The organism is Mucilaginibacter antarcticus (assembly GCF_042686155.1).
GTDB classification, from domain to species: domain Bacteria; phylum Bacteroidota; class Bacteroidia; order Sphingobacteriales; family Sphingobacteriaceae; genus Mucilaginibacter; species Mucilaginibacter antarcticus.
In genome coordinates this window covers 128,558-146,410 of sequence record NZ_JBHUON010000002.1, presented here as the reverse complement: position 1 = coordinate 146,410, position 17,853 = coordinate 128,558, and the positions used below count along the sequence as shown (strand labels likewise).

At 44.3% G+C, this 17,853-nt stretch carries 16 protein-coding genes; 5 read left to right on the top strand and 11 right to left on the bottom strand.

Annotated features, from left to right (window positions below; genetic code table 11):
• Nucleotides 1-101 precede the first annotated feature (101 nt).
• Together ACFSYC_RS02545 and ACFSYC_RS02540 are read left to right on the top strand one after the other, a co-directional pair.
• On the top strand, nucleotides 102-2,390 hold the full coding sequence (locus tag ACFSYC_RS02545) for a GH92 family glycosyl hydrolase (RefSeq protein ID WP_377123194.1): 2,289 nt from the start codon (nucleotides 102-104) through the stop codon (nucleotides 2,388-2,390).
• A gap of 585 nt (nucleotides 2,391-2,975) precedes the next feature.
• Nucleotides 2,976-4,874 carry an ATP-binding protein gene (locus ACFSYC_RS02540; RefSeq protein ID WP_377123192.1) on the top strand — a complete coding sequence of 633 codons (1,899 nt, stop codon included), beginning with the start codon at nucleotides 2,976-2,978 and terminating at the stop codon, nucleotides 4,872-4,874.
• 5 nt (nucleotides 4,875-4,879) lie between these two features.
• On the opposite strand, the gene ACFSYC_RS02535 is transcribed toward ACFSYC_RS02540, so the two are convergent.
• The 5 genes from ACFSYC_RS02535 to ACFSYC_RS02515 all read right to left on the bottom strand — a co-directional run bounded on the left by ACFSYC_RS02535 (nucleotide 4,880) and on the right by ACFSYC_RS02515 (nucleotide 10,257).
• Entirely contained in the window at nucleotides 4,880-6,010 is a 1,131-nt protein-coding gene (locus ACFSYC_RS02535) for a lactonase family protein (protein ID WP_377123190.1), read from the bottom strand.
• A 210-nt stretch (nucleotides 6,011-6,220) separates the two neighbouring features.
• Nucleotides 6,221-6,862: a hypothetical protein gene (locus tag ACFSYC_RS02530; RefSeq protein WP_377123188.1), complete on the bottom strand. Its 642-nt coding sequence runs from the start codon at nucleotides 6,860-6,862 to the stop codon at nucleotides 6,221-6,223.
• 38 nt (nucleotides 6,863-6,900) lie between these two features.
• Nucleotides 6,901-7,521 (bottom strand): hypothetical protein, encoded by a 621-nt coding sequence (locus ACFSYC_RS02525; RefSeq protein WP_377123186.1) that lies wholly within the window; start codon nucleotides 7,519-7,521, stop codon nucleotides 6,901-6,903.
• Entirely contained in the window at nucleotides 7,518-8,057 is a 540-nt protein-coding gene (locus tag ACFSYC_RS02520) for a hypothetical protein (RefSeq protein ID WP_377123184.1), read from the bottom strand. Before ACFSYC_RS02520 ends, ACFSYC_RS02525 begins: the two co-directional genes overlap by 4 nt.
• Before the next feature lie 130 nt (nucleotides 8,058-8,187).
• Nucleotides 8,188-10,257, bottom strand: a complete 2,070-nt coding sequence (locus tag ACFSYC_RS02515; RefSeq protein WP_377123182.1) for a hypothetical protein — start codon at nucleotides 10,255-10,257, stop codon at nucleotides 8,188-8,190.
• 262 nt (nucleotides 10,258-10,519) lie between these two features.
• On the opposite strand from ACFSYC_RS02515, the gene ACFSYC_RS02510 reads away from it, so the two are divergent.
• Nucleotides 10,520-11,008, top strand: coding sequence for an SRPBCC family protein (locus tag ACFSYC_RS02510; protein WP_377123180.1), 489 nt, complete (start codon nucleotides 10,520-10,522; stop codon nucleotides 11,006-11,008).
• A 50-nt stretch (nucleotides 11,009-11,058) separates the two neighbouring features.
• Here the strand turns inward: ACFSYC_RS02510 and ACFSYC_RS02505 are convergent, their stop codons facing one another.
• The 5 genes from ACFSYC_RS02505 to ACFSYC_RS02485 form a co-directional block, all read right to left on the bottom strand.
• Nucleotides 11,059-11,523 (bottom strand): hypothetical protein, encoded by a 465-nt coding sequence (locus ACFSYC_RS02505; RefSeq protein ID WP_377123178.1) that lies wholly within the window; start codon nucleotides 11,521-11,523, stop codon nucleotides 11,059-11,061.
• 131 nt (nucleotides 11,524-11,654) lie between these two features.
• Entirely contained in the window at nucleotides 11,655-12,800 is a 1,146-nt protein-coding gene (locus ACFSYC_RS02500) for a lactonase family protein (RefSeq protein WP_377123176.1), read from the bottom strand.
• A gap of 79 nt (nucleotides 12,801-12,879) precedes the next feature.
• Nucleotides 12,880-14,178 carry an outer membrane beta-barrel family protein gene (locus ACFSYC_RS02495; protein WP_377123174.1) on the bottom strand — a complete coding sequence of 433 codons (1,299 nt, stop codon included), beginning with the start codon at nucleotides 14,176-14,178 and terminating at the stop codon, nucleotides 12,880-12,882.
• A gap of 135 nt (nucleotides 14,179-14,313) precedes the next feature.
• Nucleotides 14,314-15,060: a TonB-dependent receptor plug domain-containing protein gene (locus ACFSYC_RS02490; RefSeq protein WP_377123172.1), complete on the bottom strand. Its 747-nt coding sequence runs from the start codon at nucleotides 15,058-15,060 to the stop codon at nucleotides 14,314-14,316.
• 124 nt (nucleotides 15,061-15,184) lie between these two features.
• Nucleotides 15,185-15,517 (bottom strand): DUF6249 domain-containing protein, encoded by a 333-nt coding sequence (locus tag ACFSYC_RS02485; RefSeq protein ID WP_377123170.1) that lies wholly within the window; start codon nucleotides 15,515-15,517, stop codon nucleotides 15,185-15,187.
• Nucleotides 15,518-15,647: 130 nt separating this feature from the next.
• On the opposite strand from ACFSYC_RS02485, the gene ACFSYC_RS02480 reads away from it, so the two are divergent.
• Nucleotides 15,648-16,226, top strand: a complete 579-nt coding sequence (locus ACFSYC_RS02480; protein WP_377123168.1) for an RNA polymerase sigma factor — start codon at nucleotides 15,648-15,650, stop codon at nucleotides 16,224-16,226.
• Nucleotides 16,213-16,683: a hypothetical protein gene (locus ACFSYC_RS02475; RefSeq protein WP_377123166.1), complete on the top strand. Its 471-nt coding sequence runs from the start codon at nucleotides 16,213-16,215 to the stop codon at nucleotides 16,681-16,683. Before ACFSYC_RS02480 ends, ACFSYC_RS02475 begins: the two co-directional genes overlap by 14 nt.
• Here ACFSYC_RS02475 and ACFSYC_RS02470 read toward each other — a convergent pair whose 3' ends face one another.
• Nucleotides 16,684-17,817, bottom strand: coding sequence for a lactonase family protein (locus ACFSYC_RS02470; protein WP_377123164.1), 1,134 nt, complete (start codon nucleotides 17,815-17,817; stop codon nucleotides 16,684-16,686). It abuts the gene before it with no gap.
• Nucleotides 17,818-17,853 lie beyond the last annotated feature (36 nt).

Here is a 17,853-nt window from a genome sequence, read left to right as displayed (position 1 = left end):
TTTTACTTTTAATGGTTGCTAAATCGTTTTATTTATCATTTTTTAACGACATTTAGCGCCTAACCCAGCTCACGGCTTCAATAACCAATTATAGTACTAAAATGAAAAAAATGCTTCTATCGGCTGCCGCGTTAATTTGCGCTATACAGCTATCAGCACAAACTAAAACACCTGCTGACTATGTCGACCCTTTTATAGGCGCCAGTACCAGCGCGGCTAAAGCCGGTGTATTACATGGCCTGGGTAAAACCTTCCCAGGGGCCGCTACGCCTTTTGGCTTGGTGCAGGTTAGCCCAAATACCATTACCGGCGGCGACAACGGCCCGGGCTATAGCTTCGAGATGGAATACATAGAGGGCTTTGCCTTTACACAAATGAGCGGAATAGGCTGGTATGGCGATCTGGGTAATCTTTTAACAACCCCCACGACCGGCCCCTTGCGCGTAGTTGCGGGCAGGCACAAAGAATTGCCGGGCTATCGCTCAAATTTCAGCAAGAAAGATGAGGTAGCTAAAGCAGGTTACTACGCCGCTACGCTTACCGACTACAAGATCCGCGCGGAAATTACTGCCGCCCCGCATAGCGGGATACTAAAGTTTACGTTTCCTGAAAATAGCCAGTCGCGCATACAAATTGATTTGGCGCGCAGGGTGGGCGGTACATCTACCGAGCAGTTTGTGCAGGTGGTTGACAACCATACCATACAAGGTTGGATGAAATGCCCTGCCGAAGGCGGTGGCTGGGGTAACGGTGACGGCAAGGCCAACTATACCGTTTATTTTTACGCTCAATTTAGCAAACCGCTCAAAAATTATGGCGTTTGGAGCGCAAACATTCCTGATGGAATCTCGCGCAAGAGCGAGAGTGTTACCAGTTTAAGATACGATTCGCTGATTGCAAAAGCGTCAATCATCCCAAACATAAAAACACAACGGGGTAAGCACCTTGGCTTTTACAGTGAATTTGCCACTACCGAAGGCGAAGTGGTAATGATGAAATCGGGTATCTCATTTTCAAGTGTGGCCGGTGCTAAGCTTAACTTAAACACAGAAATACCGGCTTGGGAGTTTAACAAGGTACGCACACAGAACAAGGCCTTATGGAACAAAAGCCTAAACCAGGTGAGCGTTAGCGGCGGCACCGAAGCGCAGAAAACAGTATTCTATACTGCCTTATATCATACCATGATAGATCCACGCGCAACGAGCGATGTAGATGGCACCTACATGGGCGCTGATATGAAAACACATAAATCCGGTAAATTTACCAAACGCTCGGTTTTTAGTGGCTGGGATGTTTTCAGAAGCCAGTTTCCGCTACAAACAATTATTAATCCTTCGGTAGTGAGCGATATGGTGAATTCGCTGGTAGAAATAGCCGATCAAAGCGGCAACCATTATTTAGAGCGCTGGGAGCTGTTAAACGCCTACTCGGGTTGCATGGTGGGTAACCCCGCTATCCCGGTTATTGCCGACGCTTATAGCAAGGGGATCCGTAATTTCGACCTGCAAAAGGCATATACCTATGCCCGCAATACATCAGAAAAGTTTGGCAATACGCCATCGCGTCGTGAGCTTGATATATCTACCACGTTAGAATATGGTTTTGATGACTGGTGCCAGGCGCAACTGGCTAAATGGTTAGGCCATGTAGAGGATGCTAAGAAATATGCAGATCGTGCGCAGATTTACAAACAGATTTTTGATACCGAAAAAGGCTGGTTTCGCCCTAAAAATGCCGACGGAACCTGGAAACCGTGGCCAAAAAAAGGACGCTTGCAACAAGATTACGCTACCGTTGAGAGTAACCCTTACCAACAAGGTTGGTTTGTGCCCCATGATATTGATGGATTAGCCACGCTGATTGGCGGCCGCGAAAAGACCATCGCAGATCTTACCTCCTTTTTTGAAAACACGCCCGCCAGTTTTACCTGGAACGATTATTATAACCAAGCTAACGAGCCGGTACATTTAGTGCCTTTTATGTTTAACCGCCTGGGTACACCATGGCTTACGCAAAAGTGGGTACGCAAAATTTGCGCTAACGCCTACAATACCGGTGTTGAGGGCTTGGTGGGTAATGAGGATGTTGGCCAAATGTCGGCATGGTACGTTTTGGCAGCAGCCGGCTTACACCAGGCTACGCCCGGCAATCCACGTTATGAACTATTTAGCCCAACGTTTAACAAAATTGCCATACATGCAGGTGCTACCGGCAAGGTGTTAACCATTACGGCAATAAACAACTCATCTAAAAACGTTTATATCCAGTCGGCAAAGTTGAATGGCAAAGTTTATAACAAGTGCTATATCATGCATCAGCAAGTGCTGGCTGGTGGCACGTTGGAGTTTATGATGGGGGAGGCGCCGAACAAGAAGTGGGGGATTTAGGTTTTTCTTTTGATTGGTAATTCTAAAGATTTAGTCACCACATTCCCATTAGGTTAAAGCGATGGTATTATGCGAATAAAAGCCCCGTGTACCGACAGGCTTAGCAATGGGGTACTATAAGGGGTAGCTGGACCCTGGGAGAGCATAATAATAAAGGCCGAGCTGCGAGCATACAGAAGAAGTAGAGGTTTTATAGCGTTGCGTAGATGCAGTATAATAGTACATTAGGTATTTATCGCAATATTACTACCTTTACTAATGTACTATGCCCCTGTGTTTTATAATACACCATTAACCCGTTTTTTAAAAAAGTACGACCAAGAGTTTATGATAGTATTTAGCGGCGGCGCGCTACGCGGTATTCCCATAAGTTGTAAAAGTGCAATAATGGTGCTCTTGCTAAATATTTAATTACTTTTGGGTCCTAAGCCACATCACCGCCTGCATTATATGTTCTTTAGCCGACAGCTGTTATATTTTTTCGTTATTGCCATCGCCAGTTGCTCGTTAGTCTGCTCATGCCAATCAAAAAGCGGTGTCTCGCGTAGTGAAATAATTAAACAAGTACAAAAGGCAGACAGCCTGATGTTGATTGGTAAGCATGATAGCGCCCTGGCCTTTTTGAAAAACCAGCGGAGCAAATTCTCATCTAATGATCCGCAGCTGGCCGCCTATTACGAGTTTATGTCGGTTTACTATCACGCTTTAGATACTGCAGCGGTAACGCGCTACGCAGACAGCGCTATAGCCATATTCAACTCGCCCGATCCCATCAAAAAATATCCCCGCGTATATTTTAAAGTACTTTTAGCCAAAGGCGATGCCTGCATTTTAGGTAAGCAGTATGAAACTGCGTTAGGATATTACGACAGGGCTAAACAGCTATTAGCCGACGGCAGATGCGACAATGGCAATGTGGCCAGCAAAATAGGGGGCATATATTTCAATCAAAAAAATTACGCCATGGCGGCAAAATATTGGGTTGAAAGCTATAACCGCCTGTTAGCTTGCGCTACTACAATATCACCACGGAAGCTCTTCTATTTAAAGCAGGCAGCACTCAATAGTACCGGAGTATCCTACGAACGGGCGGGCAAACTTGATAGCGCCTATTATTTTTACAAGCTCGACCTGGATTTTATTAACGAAACCGAGCGCTCCGGTGTTATTGAAAAAAGCAACATCAGCGCACCACGTATAATTGTTTATGATAATATCGGCGGTTTAAAACTTAAACAAGGCAACCTTAAAGAAGCCAAAAGCTACCTTATAGCCAGCGTCTCTATCCCTGTAATGGATGTAGACGGAATGCGTATTACCCCTAACCTTAAGCTGGCACAACTGTATTTAAAAACCGGCGAGTTAGATAAGGTAGCGCTGGCCCTTGAAAAAAGCCGACACCTGCTTAACCTTTATTGCAAAGCTAACCCTATGCAAAATGTAGAATGGTACAGCCTGTATGCTAGCTTTCTTTTCGCCAAAAAGCAGCCTGTTGCAGCTTACCAATACCAGGGTAAATACCTAATGCTTAAAGATTCGCTCGAAAAAACCAATGACAAGTTGCATCGCCTGGACATTGAACGCGAGCTGAAAGCCATACAGCGCGATAACCTGTTATCGACTATGGAGCATAAAGAGAAGGTAGAACACCTTTATATCTTAGGCGCCTGTGTAGTAGCTATTTTGTTACTGGCCATAATTATATCTATACACCGTTTATTAAAACAAAGCCACGCCAAACACAACAGTGCACGTGTGCATAATGAGCAGCTGCAGCAAACGCTTGAAGAACTGGAGCGCGCCAATATAAATACCCTACGAATAATGCGTGTAATGGCACATGACCTGCGCAACCCCCTGGCTGGTATGATTGGCCTGGCTAGGTCGGCCGCCGAAGGCGTGGAGGGCGAAGAAGGCAAACACCTTTTAAAACTTTTAGAAGACACGGGTACACAATCACTTAACATGATCAATGATTTACTTCACTCTGGCCTGGCCGATGATGAGAAGGATGTAATGAGCAAGGGCCTGGTTGATATCAAACAATTACTCCGCGACTCGGTAGTTTTATTACAGTTCAAAGCCAGCGAAAAAAAGCAACAAATAACATTAGAGGGTAGCGCTGACCCCATTATAATTCATATTAATAAAGAGAAAATTTGGCGGGTATTTAACAACCTTATTGTTAACGCCATTAAGTTTAGCTATGAGGGAGGCCTGATTTTTTTAAGTATTAAAAAAACAGCAAACGACAAAATACTGATAGCTATTGCCGACAATGGCATGGGTATCCCCGATAAAGACAAAAAGCTCGTTTTTGACATGTTTACCCAGGTTAAACGTGTAGGCACAGCCGGCGAACAGCCTTTTGGCCTTGGTCTTTCTATATCAAAAAGGATAATTGAAAACCACAACGGAAAACTGTGGTTTGAAAGTTCGGCTGGTTTTGGTACAACATTTTATATAGAGTTACCACAGAGATAAGTTAACTAATCTGCCGGAACAAACCTTATACACATAGGTGCGTCTATATTGATTTTAGCAGTAGTGGGCTTTAGCATACCGCTACGCTTGTCAATAGCGAATACCGAAACATTGTTGGAAAATTGGTTGGACACTAGCATATAGCTGCCGGTAGGGTCAATAACAAAATTACGTGGCGAGCGGCCCTGGCTGCCGTAGCGTTTAACAAAGGTGAGCATCCCGGTAGCTTTACTTACTGCAAATTGAATAATCTCGTTCGCTGTGCCCCTGTTTGAGGCATACAAAAACCGACCGTCCGGTGACAGGTGGATATCGGCGGCCTGTATGTTACCCCTAAAACCATCGGGCACTAATGATTTTAACTGCATGTAACGGGGGCGGCCTTTGTTAAAGCTATATACCGTAATAGTTCCCGACAGTTCCTGCAACATATACACAAACCTGCCATCGCCAGAAAACACAGCATGACGCGGGCCATAACCCGGGTTACCGTTTACAAAGGGTAGCGGTGCCGGGCTAAGCACCTCTTGGGCAGTTGCGTTGTATTTATAAATATTAAGCCTATCGGTACCTAAGTCTGTAGTCAGCAAATGCTTTTCATCGGGCGAAAATATGGCCGATTGCAAGTGAGGTGCTTCCTGGCGCAAGCGGTTAATACTATTGCCCGAGCTTTGTATCACCTGCGAAACTTCGCCCAGCGATCCATCAGCATTTAAGGGGTATACAGAGAGGGAGCCGCCCTGATAGTTGGCGCAAAAAAGGTTTTTTTGAGCCTTGTCTACACTAACATACAGCGGGCCGCCAAAAGCGGACCGGTTGTTGAGTGAGTCGAGCTGGCCCGTGGCTGCATTAAACTTATACGCATAAACGTTACCTGAACCAATACTTTTATCGCTTACAGCATATATAAACTTATTATTAGCCGATACACATAAATAGGTTGGGTTTGCAATGCCTGCAACATGGTTGAGGTAAGTGATTTTGCCCGATTCGATATTAAAGCGGTAAACGTAAATGCCATCGCTGGCGCCGTGAGTGCGGGTACCAATAACCATGTTGTACACCTTAGCAATTTTGCCTTGCGACAGGCAAAATAAAGGCAATAGCAACAAGGCAAGCAATAGCCGTTTTTTCATTCAGTGCAGATCAGTTATGTTGACTAAACCAATCATCAGCCGCAAATGTTTGATTTGGCAGCGCGGGGACACGGCCCACATTTTTTAGCGGATGTATGCAAGGTACAGCATAACCTATGCAAAAGCAATCGATTGCAGGCGCTAATCGATTTTGTTACAGAAGGATGGCAGATACCGTCCGGCTACCTGCGCCGAAGGGAGACAGCTGCGTTACTGTTTAAATTTGAGCGCATAAAACCCTCCGTTAATCCCAAAGTGCTCTTTTACAATTGGCCCAATGCTTTGCAACGAATCGCCGAGGTACATAATATAACCATCGCCGGCAAAATCTTTGTGTAAAGCAATCATCATACAAAACTTATATTGGGTACCAAAAGAGTTGTTTTTAACCGGGATCAATATTGTCCCGCCAAAATCGGCTCCAAACTCACGTTTAACCGCTTCGGGAGGGAACATCTGCGACCGGATAGTGCTATCCCTAACACCGCCACCAACATTGGTTGCAATGGAGTAGGTAATAGCCCTGGACATATTATTGATCCTTTTATTAAACACCTCCGTAGTATCACCATCCTTTTGACTCTTTTTCATGGCGTTGCGCATGGTTGAATAAGGGGCGATAGCATACCGCACCTCGATAGCTTTGCCGGGTATAGTTACCGCCATTTCATAATGCATTTGCATGTTTTTAACAATGGGCACCTCAACCGCCCCATTGGGCATGGTAAAAGTCATGCCCGCCTTAACCAACTCTGTGTTAAATTTAAGGTGGACGCTGTCGGTAGTTGATGTTTGAGCTTGTGCCTGATTGATGGTAATGGCGAGAACTACTAAAATTATAATCTTTTTCATGATATGGTTTGGTGTTTGGTTGTTAAGAAACTATAGCGTTAGCCCTCTATACGTGGTTTAGCATTCATTATTTCTACCCGTTTTTCAGATTCGTCGTCAAAAATCTGTTTCGTTTTTTTTATATCCTCATCAAATGGCGTAGTTTTTAGTGATTTATTAGTGTTGGCACCTTCATCATACCTAACGCCAAGCCCCATCATAGGCATACCCCTATCAGGGTATTTAGCGTGGACAAACATACCCGAAACCTTACTGGCCGATGCCACAAACAGTCGCGTATCACAAAAGGTTAAGCCGCCAAAGTACCCATAAAACAAGCGGGCCTGCGCTGGTATTTGCTCCGGCATAAAATAAAATCGTCTTGCTACCTGCGCCCAGTTTAATAATTGGGTCGTTTTAATCATTCTTATTTGCACCGCCCCATATCTACCATCGTCGGCACCGTATTTTTTTATAGCATCTGCTGCCGGTAATATCTTAATGCTTTCAAAATCGTATTTATCTAGTGCCAAAAACGATAGTGCGTCAACTATTTTACCGTTAACAACAACCAAGGGCCTTTGGTCAAGCGCGTCAACGCGTGTAAATGCTGCTTTTTGTGCCAAAGCATTCGCCGCGCAGATTACCATAGTTATTAACAGATACATGGCCTTTTTCATTTCCTTTTATATCGATTGTAGTAAACATTGTCTCCATAACCCTCGCAATAGCCTTGCAGCCATATAAGCATTTTACCTGCATCAGAATCATATGGCCGGCGATACGCTCTGAATAAACTGACATAATCAATATGCGTGTAAGTGGTTTGCACAGAAACCGATGGCACATGCTCAAGGTTAAACACCATAGTTTGCGCGTTATCAACATACCTATACCTCACCGATCCTAAATCCAGGGGCAGGGCCCGGGCTCGTTCGTCAAGGTGAGAAAGGTTAAGTAACTGGTGATAAGTAACCACATCTGTCATATCGTGTTTAAAGATTACGTAGACACTGTCGATTCCTTTTGTTGGTAAAAAGAATTGCTCGTTTGCTTGGTCGCCGGTGTAAAAATTAATGGAATCAATTGTCGCCGCCTCTAAAAAATGAACCGAGGGAAGAGCGATCTCGCGCTTATTAAGAAAGAGTTTGGCGTTTTGCGCATAAAGCGATCCCCTCATCAACACAAACGCCATAACGATAAGCAGCTTTCTCATGTGGTTTAGGAATTGGTTGTTTGAATATAGTGAATTTATATTCCAGATGAAAAAAGCCGGGACATTCCACAAATAAATAGTAATTATTTAGTGGAACACCCCGGCTTAGCTTAGCCGCTAGCCATTTATTTTAGTTGATCCAAACCGTTTGGGTAAACGCGCCGTTAACGGCAGCATCCCAAACCTCCAGGCGGATCCATTTTTTACCTTTCAGGTTAACCGGGATCTTGAAGGTTTTATCGCCAAAGGCAGTAGTATTTTTAAGGTCGATGCGCTGATGGTACACTTTAGCGCCATCACCGGTGATCAGGTCAGCAAATTGTAGCGGGTAGGTCCATTTCACCCTGAAATCAACCGTCGACTTGGTAGCGGGACTGACTTTAATGGTCGATCCGGCTTCGGCGCCGTTAACTTTAAAGTCTGGCAGCAATACTTCGCCACTGGTGCCGAAAAATTTGCCGCTTTCTAATACATCTAATACCGACTGCCAGCCGTTTTTAAACTCGGGCAGTTTATCCAGTTTAAGGTAATTAACGTTGGTGTGGGCATACATCTCATTCTCTAAAGTAATGGTAAATATGTCCGACTCGGCCAGCACTTTCTTCTTGTTCCCCCAATTATTCATATCGTCCAGCAGGTCAAGTATCCTGATGCCCATACGGTCGGTTGACAGATCGCCGGGAATGTTTTTCCAGGCTGCGCCAAAAAAGCGATCAGATTTAAAGAAAGGCTCATTTTTATAAATATCAGGGAAACCGGTAGAACCTTTAGTGCGCGCGTGGGCGGTCCAAGCGAGGCCTTTTTCGTCCTGTAGCAACTTCAACATATCCATTTTATCATGAATATGGTAAACCTTGCCATATTTAGGATCGTTCTCTACAAAAGGTACCCCCGGCTTGCGCGACATTATCCAGTAAATAGGCTTAGGGAAAAACTCAAGCCAGTGGCCCCCTAAAAATTCGTTAGGCTCCTCGCCCGGTAAAAGCAAAAAGTTGCCTTTTGATTCTTTTTCGCATTCTTGAAACAAGGTATAAAGTTCTTTTAACCGTAACGAGTCAGGGCCCTTGGGGTGGCCGGCACCATGGAACTCGCCCAGGTGTACAATGTTCACCCCTAAGTTTTTGAATACTTTTACATATTCCGGCTCATCTTCAACAGGCTTGCCTTTTAGCGTGTATTGGGTAGTATATTCATTATGAAAATGGCTCGACATGGTTTTGTAACCCGGCAGCGGTTCAAATTTATCATTACGGGTGTAGGCTTTTACTTTTTCTAACACGGCCGGACCATCAGCCGCGCTTACCATACAGAAAAAGTTCATGCGTTGTTTGGTACCCGGCGGCGCGTTAAACCAGGGCACATAACGGCGATCGCCATACAGATCCTGGCGGATACCCAGACCATAGCCCGGTATCATTTTACGGTAGTTGTTACCATGCCAGGTAAATTTTAAGTTATAAGCTTCATCAAGCGGGTAAAAATATTGATGAGGTGCCGGGAACACCGCTAAGCTACCATTAGCGGTTTGGCCAATAATAGTGCGGTATTTTACCATAATGTTTTCAGCATCAGCCGCAACATTAAAATCATTATTCTGAAAAGTGTTATCTGTTTTGGCCCAGCCAATTTTGCTCCATGTTGGTGTTTTACTCACTAAACCGGCATCGTATAAAATAGCGGCCGAGTCTTGCTGTGTGCTCATTACCGCGGCTACGTTAAATAGTGGTGTCTGGTTATAAAATGTGATCTCGATATTTCCGCTAAACGTGCTGCTTGATACACCGGACACGCTCACGATAGTACGCGAGCCTTCGCTTCTTACAGCGGCCGACTTTTTATCCATCACTACATTATATGATTGGAACGGCTTTGTAGGCACGCGGTCAAAAAAGATGTTCCAACCATTTTGCGATATTAAATCGCGACGCCCAATGGTTAAAATAAACTCGGGGTTTAATTTGGCGGCTATCTCTTTAAAGGCACCATTGGCAGTGGCCTGGATACTTTCAAACAAGGGGTTGTTTTTGTTCAGATCGAGCACCACGCGACCTTTTTCCGTAGCACTTACCGGCCAACTAAGGTCTATTTTGGTTCCGCTCGTTTTTACGGTCACGCCACTTTTGGAGTTAAAGCCTTTTAAATTAACCGCAGATTGCGCGCTGGCGCTGTCGATAGTAAATGATAACACAATGGCCGCCATAAGTAGGCTGAGTCTGTTAGATAATAACATAATGAAGGTTGTTTTTACTTGGTGACTAAAAGTATAATTATTTTTTAAGTATAAAGAATACTATTGCCATGTACCTGATAAACGGAGATCCACCGTGTATTATTTTTAAATAAATTTGCGCAACCGATTAATTGCACATATACTTGCAACCACATAGTTGCGAAATACTGTAGCTATGGGAAGATAAATTTACCCAGTTAGACGATATTAAAAGACTTTAAACAACACCGATATGATAAACCCAACAGAAATTACGGAAGATTTAGCCAATAAAAAGCTAAACGTCACCCGAACTTTTAACGCGCCAATTGATCAAGTTTGGAAAGCTTGGACAGACGACACTCTTTTAGACAAATGGTGGGCGCCCAGACCCTGGAAAGCAGAAACCAAGAGCATGAACTTTACCGAAGGCGGCACCTGGCTATACAGCATGGTAGGCCCAGAGGGAGAGCGCCATTGGAGCCGCGTAGATTTTACTACGATAACACCGACTGAAAGCTTTGAAGCAACCAGTCGGTTTTGCAACGAAGATGGTACACCGGATAGCAATATGCCGACCATCCACTGGGTAAATGTTTTTAAGCCCTTTGACGCGGGCACGCTGTATGAAGCAACTTTGTCCTTTGACAAAGCAATCGACATGGAGACACTTGTTAAAATGGGCTTCAAAGGTGGCTTCACCATGGGCCTTGGCAACCTTGACGAATTATTGGCTAAATAATTAATAGCTAAACACAAAAAGCGGCTCCTTAATGGTGGCCGCTTTTGTTATTAAAAGGGTCTGAAACTTGGCCTGCTTATCAGCGGGGAAAACGACCACGGTATCGAGCTTAAAATAATCAACAAGGCAATGGTATACCAAATAGCCATCATCTTAAATTTAGCCTCGTCGGTAGGTTTCTTTTTCGCTTTCGCGGATATCGTACTAATAATGCCGATGCCAATCAGCATCATGGTAACATGCTCCATCCCAAAAAACCGGATAGACCGCTCCTGCATTGCCGTACTAAAATTTTGCAGAAAGTAATTTACAATAGGGCTTATAAAATACAGCGTCACCCCCAATAAAAACTGGATATGTGCGGTGTTAGCAGCCATCAACCTGGCGTTATCATCAAGCTTAAAAAACGATTTTTTTAACAACCAGCCACGGTAAGCCCTAAATATGGCAAATACCAAGCTAGTCAAAACCAGCCAGCGCATTAGTGAGTGTAAAGCCAATAAGGTTGCGTACATATAGCTGTAGACGATTGAGCGCGGGGAATCTTTTAAAGTGTTCTTAAAAAACGATTGTCATTCTGAGAAACGACGAAGCTTCTACCTTCGGTTATCCAGGCGTTCACCACGCCGATGTGCTACTCTGTATACTAATCTACCGCCACCCACTTAAAACACGTAACCTGCGGAACATCCAACTTGGTATCCATAGCAGTTAGCTTGCCGGTGGCTTTGTCAATTTTATAAAAAACAATAGTGTTGGCTTCCTGCCCGGCGCTTAGTAAATAATTGCCGGTTGGGTCAATTGTGAAACCACGAGGCTCGTCGCTTACCGGGTATCTGTTTACAAAACTTAACTTACCGTCTTTTTTGTTGATAGCGTATTGTACCACATTATCGGCCGCGTTGCGGTTTGATGCGTAAAGGAAATTGCCATCGGGCGATATATGGACGTCTGCCGCGCTATTTACCTTGAAATCCTCGGGCATCATCGCTATGGTTTGTATAAAGGTAAGCTTGCCGTTATCATATTTATAAACCCTGACGTAGCCGCTAAGCTCCTGTATAATGTAAGCAAACTTTTTATCGGGCGAGAACTCAATATGCCGCGGACCATCGCCCGGCATTGTCAGCTCATAAGCCGGGTCGGCGGGGTTAAGCGGCTCGGCTTTGGTATTATCGTAATTGTAGGTGTATACTTTATCTGAACCCAAATCGGCGACTAAAACCTTTTTACCGCTATCATCAAAAATGGCCATGTGCACATGAGGCGTCTTTTGATTACGATGAACACTACCGCCGGTATATTTTATGTTTTGTTTCACAGCCCCAAGCGAGCCGTCTTTATTAACGGGCAATACCGCAATACTACCGCTGGAGTAGTAGGACACGATTACATTTTTATTATCCTTATCAATACTGATATGCACAGGGTTTATGCCGCCACCTGCAACTTTATTAATCAGCGTTAGCTTACCCGTAGCTTTGTTAAATTTAAAAGCGCTAACCTCGGCCTCTACACCGTTCTTGGGGTTTACGTTGCAGCTATAAACAAACTTGTTGTCGCTACTTAATGCCAAAAAATCGGGATTGGCAGAGCCTTCAACCTGGCTAAGCAGGGTTGCTTTGCCCGTTTCTGTATCAAAACGATAAACAGAGATCCCTTTATCGTAACCCTGTAAGGTGTAACCACCCAATAGCAGGTCGTATGTTTTGGCGGCAGGCGCGGCGGCTTTCTGTTGTGCAAAGCTAAGGGCAGGCGCAAGCAGTAATGCTGCAAACAAATACTTTCTCATTATGGTTAAGCGGGGCTTATTGTTTATAAACTGCAATATAGCAAATTACACAATCGCCCCGCTGTAAATAATAGGTTACCTAGCGCGCACCGTCGTCGTTGTTAATACCGCGTTTGGTTTTCTTGATGTTATCTTTCAGCGCGCCAAAATTGTAGTTAAGGCTTATGCTGATGGTTCTGAAATATTGCTGGTTGGCAATAGTTTGATTAAAATTTGCCCCTTGCGTTTCTGTTATCGCGTCGCGATATCTGGTAAATGGATTACTTATGGATGCCGACAAAGACAATTTGCTATCAATAAGCTGCTTGCTGCCATAAAACGACGGACTTACAAAACCATTTGATGAACCTTGCAAGCCTGTTGGGTTGCGCCCGTTTATAGCAAATGATGCCCCAACGCGCCAGGTATCTGTAATAGCATAATTTGTAGACGACAGGCTGCTAAATGTCCAGAAACTGCGTTTACTTAAGGTACCATCAACAATGCCCTGCAATTTAAAATACATAGCATTTGTGTTTATACTGATGTCCCAGCGTTTGGTAATAGGGTAATTAAAGCTAATGGCATTCCCAATGCCCACAACCGAGCCTATGTTTTTATAAGTAGTGTAAGTGACGTTGGTAGCAGGGTCGAGTGTTGATACCTGCAAATCAAGATTATTACCAAAATCATAAAACACACTCACATTAAGGTTTGATTTTTTTGACAGGCTGTAGCCCAAACGCACATCACTCACTATTGACCGGCTAAGCTCTGGGTTACCTGCCGAAATAAAGCTTGGGTTGGCGCGATTAACAAAAGGATTTAATTTATTAATGCCCGGGCGCTTTAAGCGCTGGCTAAAGCCCAGGTTGAGCGCGCTGCCGGTGCCTATTGGCATATTGATAGCCAACGATGGCAACAGGTTTAAGTAACGCTGGTGCGCAGCACTTGCTGTCGAGATAAAGTTAGCATCCGTGGTGGTATGCTCCAGGCGCAGGCCGGCTTTAAAATCAAGCCCCTTAGTAACAAAGCGCCAGCTGTTGTAGCCTGCCAAAATATTCTGCGTGCTGCTGTACTGGTTTGACTGGTCGGCCACCGGTTCGAAAAGACCGCTGCTCGAATTGAATATATTTGATTGAAAATCGCTGCTGTTATTTCTGAAGATGCTCTTTACTCCCGCCTCAACGGTCCATTGGCCAAAGCCTTTTAAAAAATCAACCTGTCCGGTTTGTTCAGAAGCTTTGCCTTCGTTATCCTGGTTGTAATCAGCATCAGTAAAATTAACCTGGTTGGTAAAGGCTACATCGTTGTGGCTCTGGCTGCCATACCTGAAATAACGGTAAGACAAGGTTAGTAATCGCTGTTTATCGTTTTTAAAACCTATCTGGTAATTCAAGCCGGCATCAAAACCGTTACCACTGCCGGCGCTGTTGTTGGCAATGTTATAGGCGGTGGTGGCTGCTGTTTGATTTAATACGGAACGCTGATCATTAAAACCATTGTTACGGCTGCCATTTAAGTTAAACTGCGCCTACACCAGGTTATACGGATTAATTTCATAGCTCACTTCTGTGCCCAGATAAGCATTTTTACTATCAGACCGCGTGTTGCCTGCCTGGTTAAGCAGCGTTGGGTTTGCCCCGGTAGTATTACGGATATTTAAACTGGTGGTAGTCGGGTTATCTGTTAAATTACCGCCGCCAAATACCGACAAGCCCAACTTGCCTGCTTTTGCTGTAAACGTAGCTCCCATGCCCGGCCCGGTTGGGGTACGCTCATTTAAATTCAGTGTGCCGTTATAGCCATCAACCAGTTTTTTATTGGTGATGATATTGATAATACCTCCTAAACCCTCAGCATCGTACTTAGCGGGCGGCACGGTATAAACCTCTATTTTCTGAATGGTTGATGCCGGCATGCTGCGCAAAATTGCTTTTGCGTCGCGCTCCATTAAGCTTGATGGTTTGCCATTTATCAAAATTCGATAGCTGGCATTCCCTTTTAATAAAATGTTGTCTTGCCCGTCTACCGTTACATAAGGCAGCTTGCGCATCATTTCCAGCACGTTGCTTACTTTGCTTTGCGGGTCGGCCTGCAGGTCGTAGGTCAGGCGGTCGGCTTCTTGTTTGATGAGTTGTTTGTCGGCTACAATGGTAACTTCCTTTAAGCCAGTGCCTTGTTTAGCGGTATCCGGCTTGGTTTGTGCCAGCACGCCGGTAACTACAAATAGCAGGGCGGTTGTAAAAATGGCTTTCAAACAATGTATAAGGTGTTTCATGTTCTAAATTTTAAGCAAAGGCATGCCTGAAGCTGCCAAAAGGCGCCTTTAATTTTCTTCAATAAATGATAAATTATTAATTATGGCCGGGCCTGACCTAATTGTAGAGGGTGGTGATATCGGGCTATTTTTTCTGTGTTTGAATGATCAGATAGCTTACGATTAAGCCTACACCTCCAAATATCAGGATCATAGACAGATAAGCGATATCATCTTTCATCCCTAACGACTCTAACACCGTGCCCATCAAAAATCCTACGCCAAGGCCAATTAGCAGTAATCCGTATTTTAAGGTTAAATGGTTAAAGTTGGTGATTGGGAACGGCACCGACGTAAGGTTGCGTTCTAGTATAGCCATTCGTTCGCGGTGGCGGGTCATTAAAAACACGTATACCATGCCAAATACGGCGGCAAATAGGGTGATTGAAACTATGGCGTCTCTCGTAACTTCTTGCATGATTTCTATTGTTTAAATTTAAGCAATTCTTGCTGCTTACCCCATATGACAGCCATTGCCAGCCATTGGATACAAAAAACTTTAAATTTATTATTGTAACCACCTTGTAGTTTATTCACTCTTATGTGCAATGGAGCAACCCGACGACCTGTACTATCTTGCCAAGATCAACAATGGCAGTCAGGCGGCTTTTGCTTTTTTGGTAGATAAATATAAGGATATGGTGTACAGCATCGCCATAAAAATACTCCGCGATACTGACGAGGCGCAGGATATTGCGCAGGACAGTTTTATTAAAGCCTATCAGCAGATAGGTGCCTTCCAGGGCCGGTCAAAGTTTTCGACCTGGTTGTATACTATTACGTATCGCACAGCGATAACCCGGCTTAAACAAAACAAGGTAGAGATTGTAACCCTGGGAGATGATATTGACGCTATAGCCGATCACCTGCCCGGCCAGATAGACCTACTGCAAAGCAAGCAGGTAAAGCATTACGTAAAAATGGCTATAGACAAGCTGCCGCAAATTGACGCCTTGCTGGTCACCTTATATTATATCAACGATTTGCCTATAAAAGAAATAGAAGAGATAACCGGTCTGTCAAAACCCAACATCAAAATAAAACTGTTCCGCGCCCGCAAAGTGCTGGAGAGCGATTTAAAGTTTTTAATGGACAACGAACAGGGGGCGAATAATGAAAGCAAATAAAAACAACGTCTTTAAAAAAGTAATAAAACTTGCTGCAGATGAAAATCCGTCGGCTAATTTCACGGCCAATATTATGCAAACCCTTGAGGCAGATGCACAGCGCGAAATGGCTTTAAAAACGCTACTGAATGAAGACGAAGCGGTTGGACCATCATTTAACTTTACCGCTAACGTCATGGCGGGAATAACCGCAAACAAACCTCAATTTGTTTACAAACCCATTATTACCAAACGGGCCTGGTTGGGCATAGCTGCTTTGTTGTTGGTTTTTATTACCCTGGCCTGCCTGCCAAACCCAACTGGCTATAACAATGCGGCCCAAACAAGGATGAACTTTTTGGTTAGTTATATTGCTCAAATACCCCTGACATATTTGGCAGCCCTGATAGTAGCCTTTGCATTATTAACTACCGACTATTTAGCCGGTAGATTGAAAAGGCAAACGCTCAGCGCGTAGCTATTCTAAAACAAACATCTTTAGGCAAACTGCCGACTCGATCTTAATTGGATCGCCATTCAATTTTAGTTTGCCGGTGGTGATGTTGCGGGTATAAACGTGTATAACCTTTGTCGTCCCTACCAATAAATACTGCCCGGTTGGGTCTATCACAAAATTACGCGGTACGGGGCCGGTTAAATAACGGTCGACAAAAGTAAGCCTGCCTGTTTGCTGATCTATCGCATACGCTACAATCTCATTAGCCGTACCACGATTTGTGGCGTATAGAAACAAGCCATCAGGCGATATATGGATATCAGCCGCTCCGTTAACGCCATTAAAGTTATCAGGCATCATTTTTACCGTTTCTACTTCTGCCAGGTTGCCATTGTTATAAGCATAAGTAGTTATGGTGGCTGTAAGTTCCTGCACGTTGTACATAAACTTGCCATTTTTTGAAAACTCGCTATGGCGCGGGCCACTACCCGGTTTGGTACTAACAAAAGGTGTTGCAGCCGGGGTTAGCGCCGGTATTTTCGAAGCTTTATAGTTATAAATATTTATCTTATCAGTACCCAGGTCAGCCACCATCAGGTACTTTTCATCGGGTGACAATACGGCCGAATGGATATGTGGTGCTTCCTGGCGGCCATGGTTTGGTCCCATACCCTCGCTTTTTATGGTTTGAGTTGATGCGCCCAGTGAACCATCTTTATTAACCGGAAAAACCTGTAAGCTACCGCCGCCATAATTAGCTATAATTACATTTTTACGCGCCTTATCAACAGTAATATAGCAAGGCGAGCCGCTGCTGGGCTGGCTGTTAATTTGCTCCATCTTGCCGCTTGTTTTGTCAAATGCAAACGCGGTTACAGCGCTGTTTCCCTCGCCATTTTCGTTAACGGCATATATAAATTTCTCATCTTTTGTTATGGCAATAAATGCCGGGTTTTTCGTTTCTACCTCGTTCGAGTAAGCATGTTGCGCCCTGTATGGATAAAAGCGGTAAACGTATATCCCTTTACTTGCCGTTGGCGAGTCGCCCGTAAAGGTGCCCGCTACCAAATTAAGAATCTTAGGGCCTTGATCTTTTTTTTGGGCGATAGTAAACAGGGGAGAAAGCAGGGCAACTAACAGCAGAAATCTTTTCATGGTGTATTAACGGATGGTGTCTTTTATAATTGCAAG

What these genes read in the sequence shown, in the direction of transcription:
- ACFSYC_RS02505 (WP_377123178.1), bottom strand. Translation starts at nt 11,523, where the DNA reads ATGTACGCAACCTTATTGGCTTTACACTCACTAATGCGCTGGCTGGTT.
- ACFSYC_RS02540 (WP_377123192.1), top strand. Translation starts at nt 2,976, where the DNA reads ATGTTGATTGGTAAGCATGATAGCGCCCTGGCCTTTTTGAAAAACCAG.
- ACFSYC_RS02515 (WP_377123182.1), bottom strand. Translation starts at nt 10,257, where the DNA reads ATGGCGGCCATTGTGTTATCATTTACTATCGACAGCGCCAGCGCGCAA.
- ACFSYC_RS02480 (WP_377123168.1), top strand. Translation starts at nt 15,648, where the DNA reads ATGGAGCAACCCGACGACCTGTACTATCTTGCCAAGATCAACAATGGC.
- ACFSYC_RS02510 (WP_377123180.1), top strand. Translation starts at nt 10,520, where the DNA reads ATGATAAACCCAACAGAAATTACGGAAGATTTAGCCAATAAAAAGCTA.
- ACFSYC_RS02545 (WP_377123194.1), top strand. Translation starts at nt 102, where the DNA reads ATGAAAAAAATGCTTCTATCGGCTGCCGCGTTAATTTGCGCTATACAG.
- ACFSYC_RS02475 (WP_377123166.1), top strand. Translation starts at nt 16,213, where the DNA reads ATGAAAGCAAATAAAAACAACGTCTTTAAAAAAGTAATAAAACTTGCT.
- ACFSYC_RS02500 (WP_377123176.1), bottom strand. Translation starts at nt 12,800, where the DNA reads ATGAGAAAGTATTTGTTTGCAGCATTACTGCTTGCGCCTGCCCTTAGC.
- ACFSYC_RS02470 (WP_377123164.1), bottom strand. Translation starts at nt 17,817, where the DNA reads ATGAAAAGATTTCTGCTGTTAGTTGCCCTGCTTTCTCCCCTGTTTACT.
- ACFSYC_RS02535 (WP_377123190.1), bottom strand. Translation starts at nt 6,010, where the DNA reads ATGAAAAAACGGCTATTGCTTGCCTTGTTGCTATTGCCTTTATTTTGC.
- ACFSYC_RS02485 (WP_377123170.1), bottom strand. Translation starts at nt 15,517, where the DNA reads ATGCAAGAAGTTACGAGAGACGCCATAGTTTCAATCACCCTATTTGCC.
- ACFSYC_RS02525 (WP_377123186.1), bottom strand. Translation starts at nt 7,521, where the DNA reads ATGAAAAAGGCCATGTATCTGTTAATAACTATGGTAATCTGCGCGGCG.
- ACFSYC_RS02530 (WP_377123188.1), bottom strand. Translation starts at nt 6,862, where the DNA reads ATGAAAAAGATTATAATTTTAGTAGTTCTCGCCATTACCATCAATCAG.
- ACFSYC_RS02490 (WP_377123172.1), bottom strand. Translation starts at nt 15,060, where the DNA reads ATGAAACACCTTATACATTGTTTGAAAGCCATTTTTACAACCGCCCTG.
- ACFSYC_RS02520 (WP_377123184.1), bottom strand. Translation starts at nt 8,057, where the DNA reads ATGAGAAAGCTGCTTATCGTTATGGCGTTTGTGTTGATGAGGGGATCG.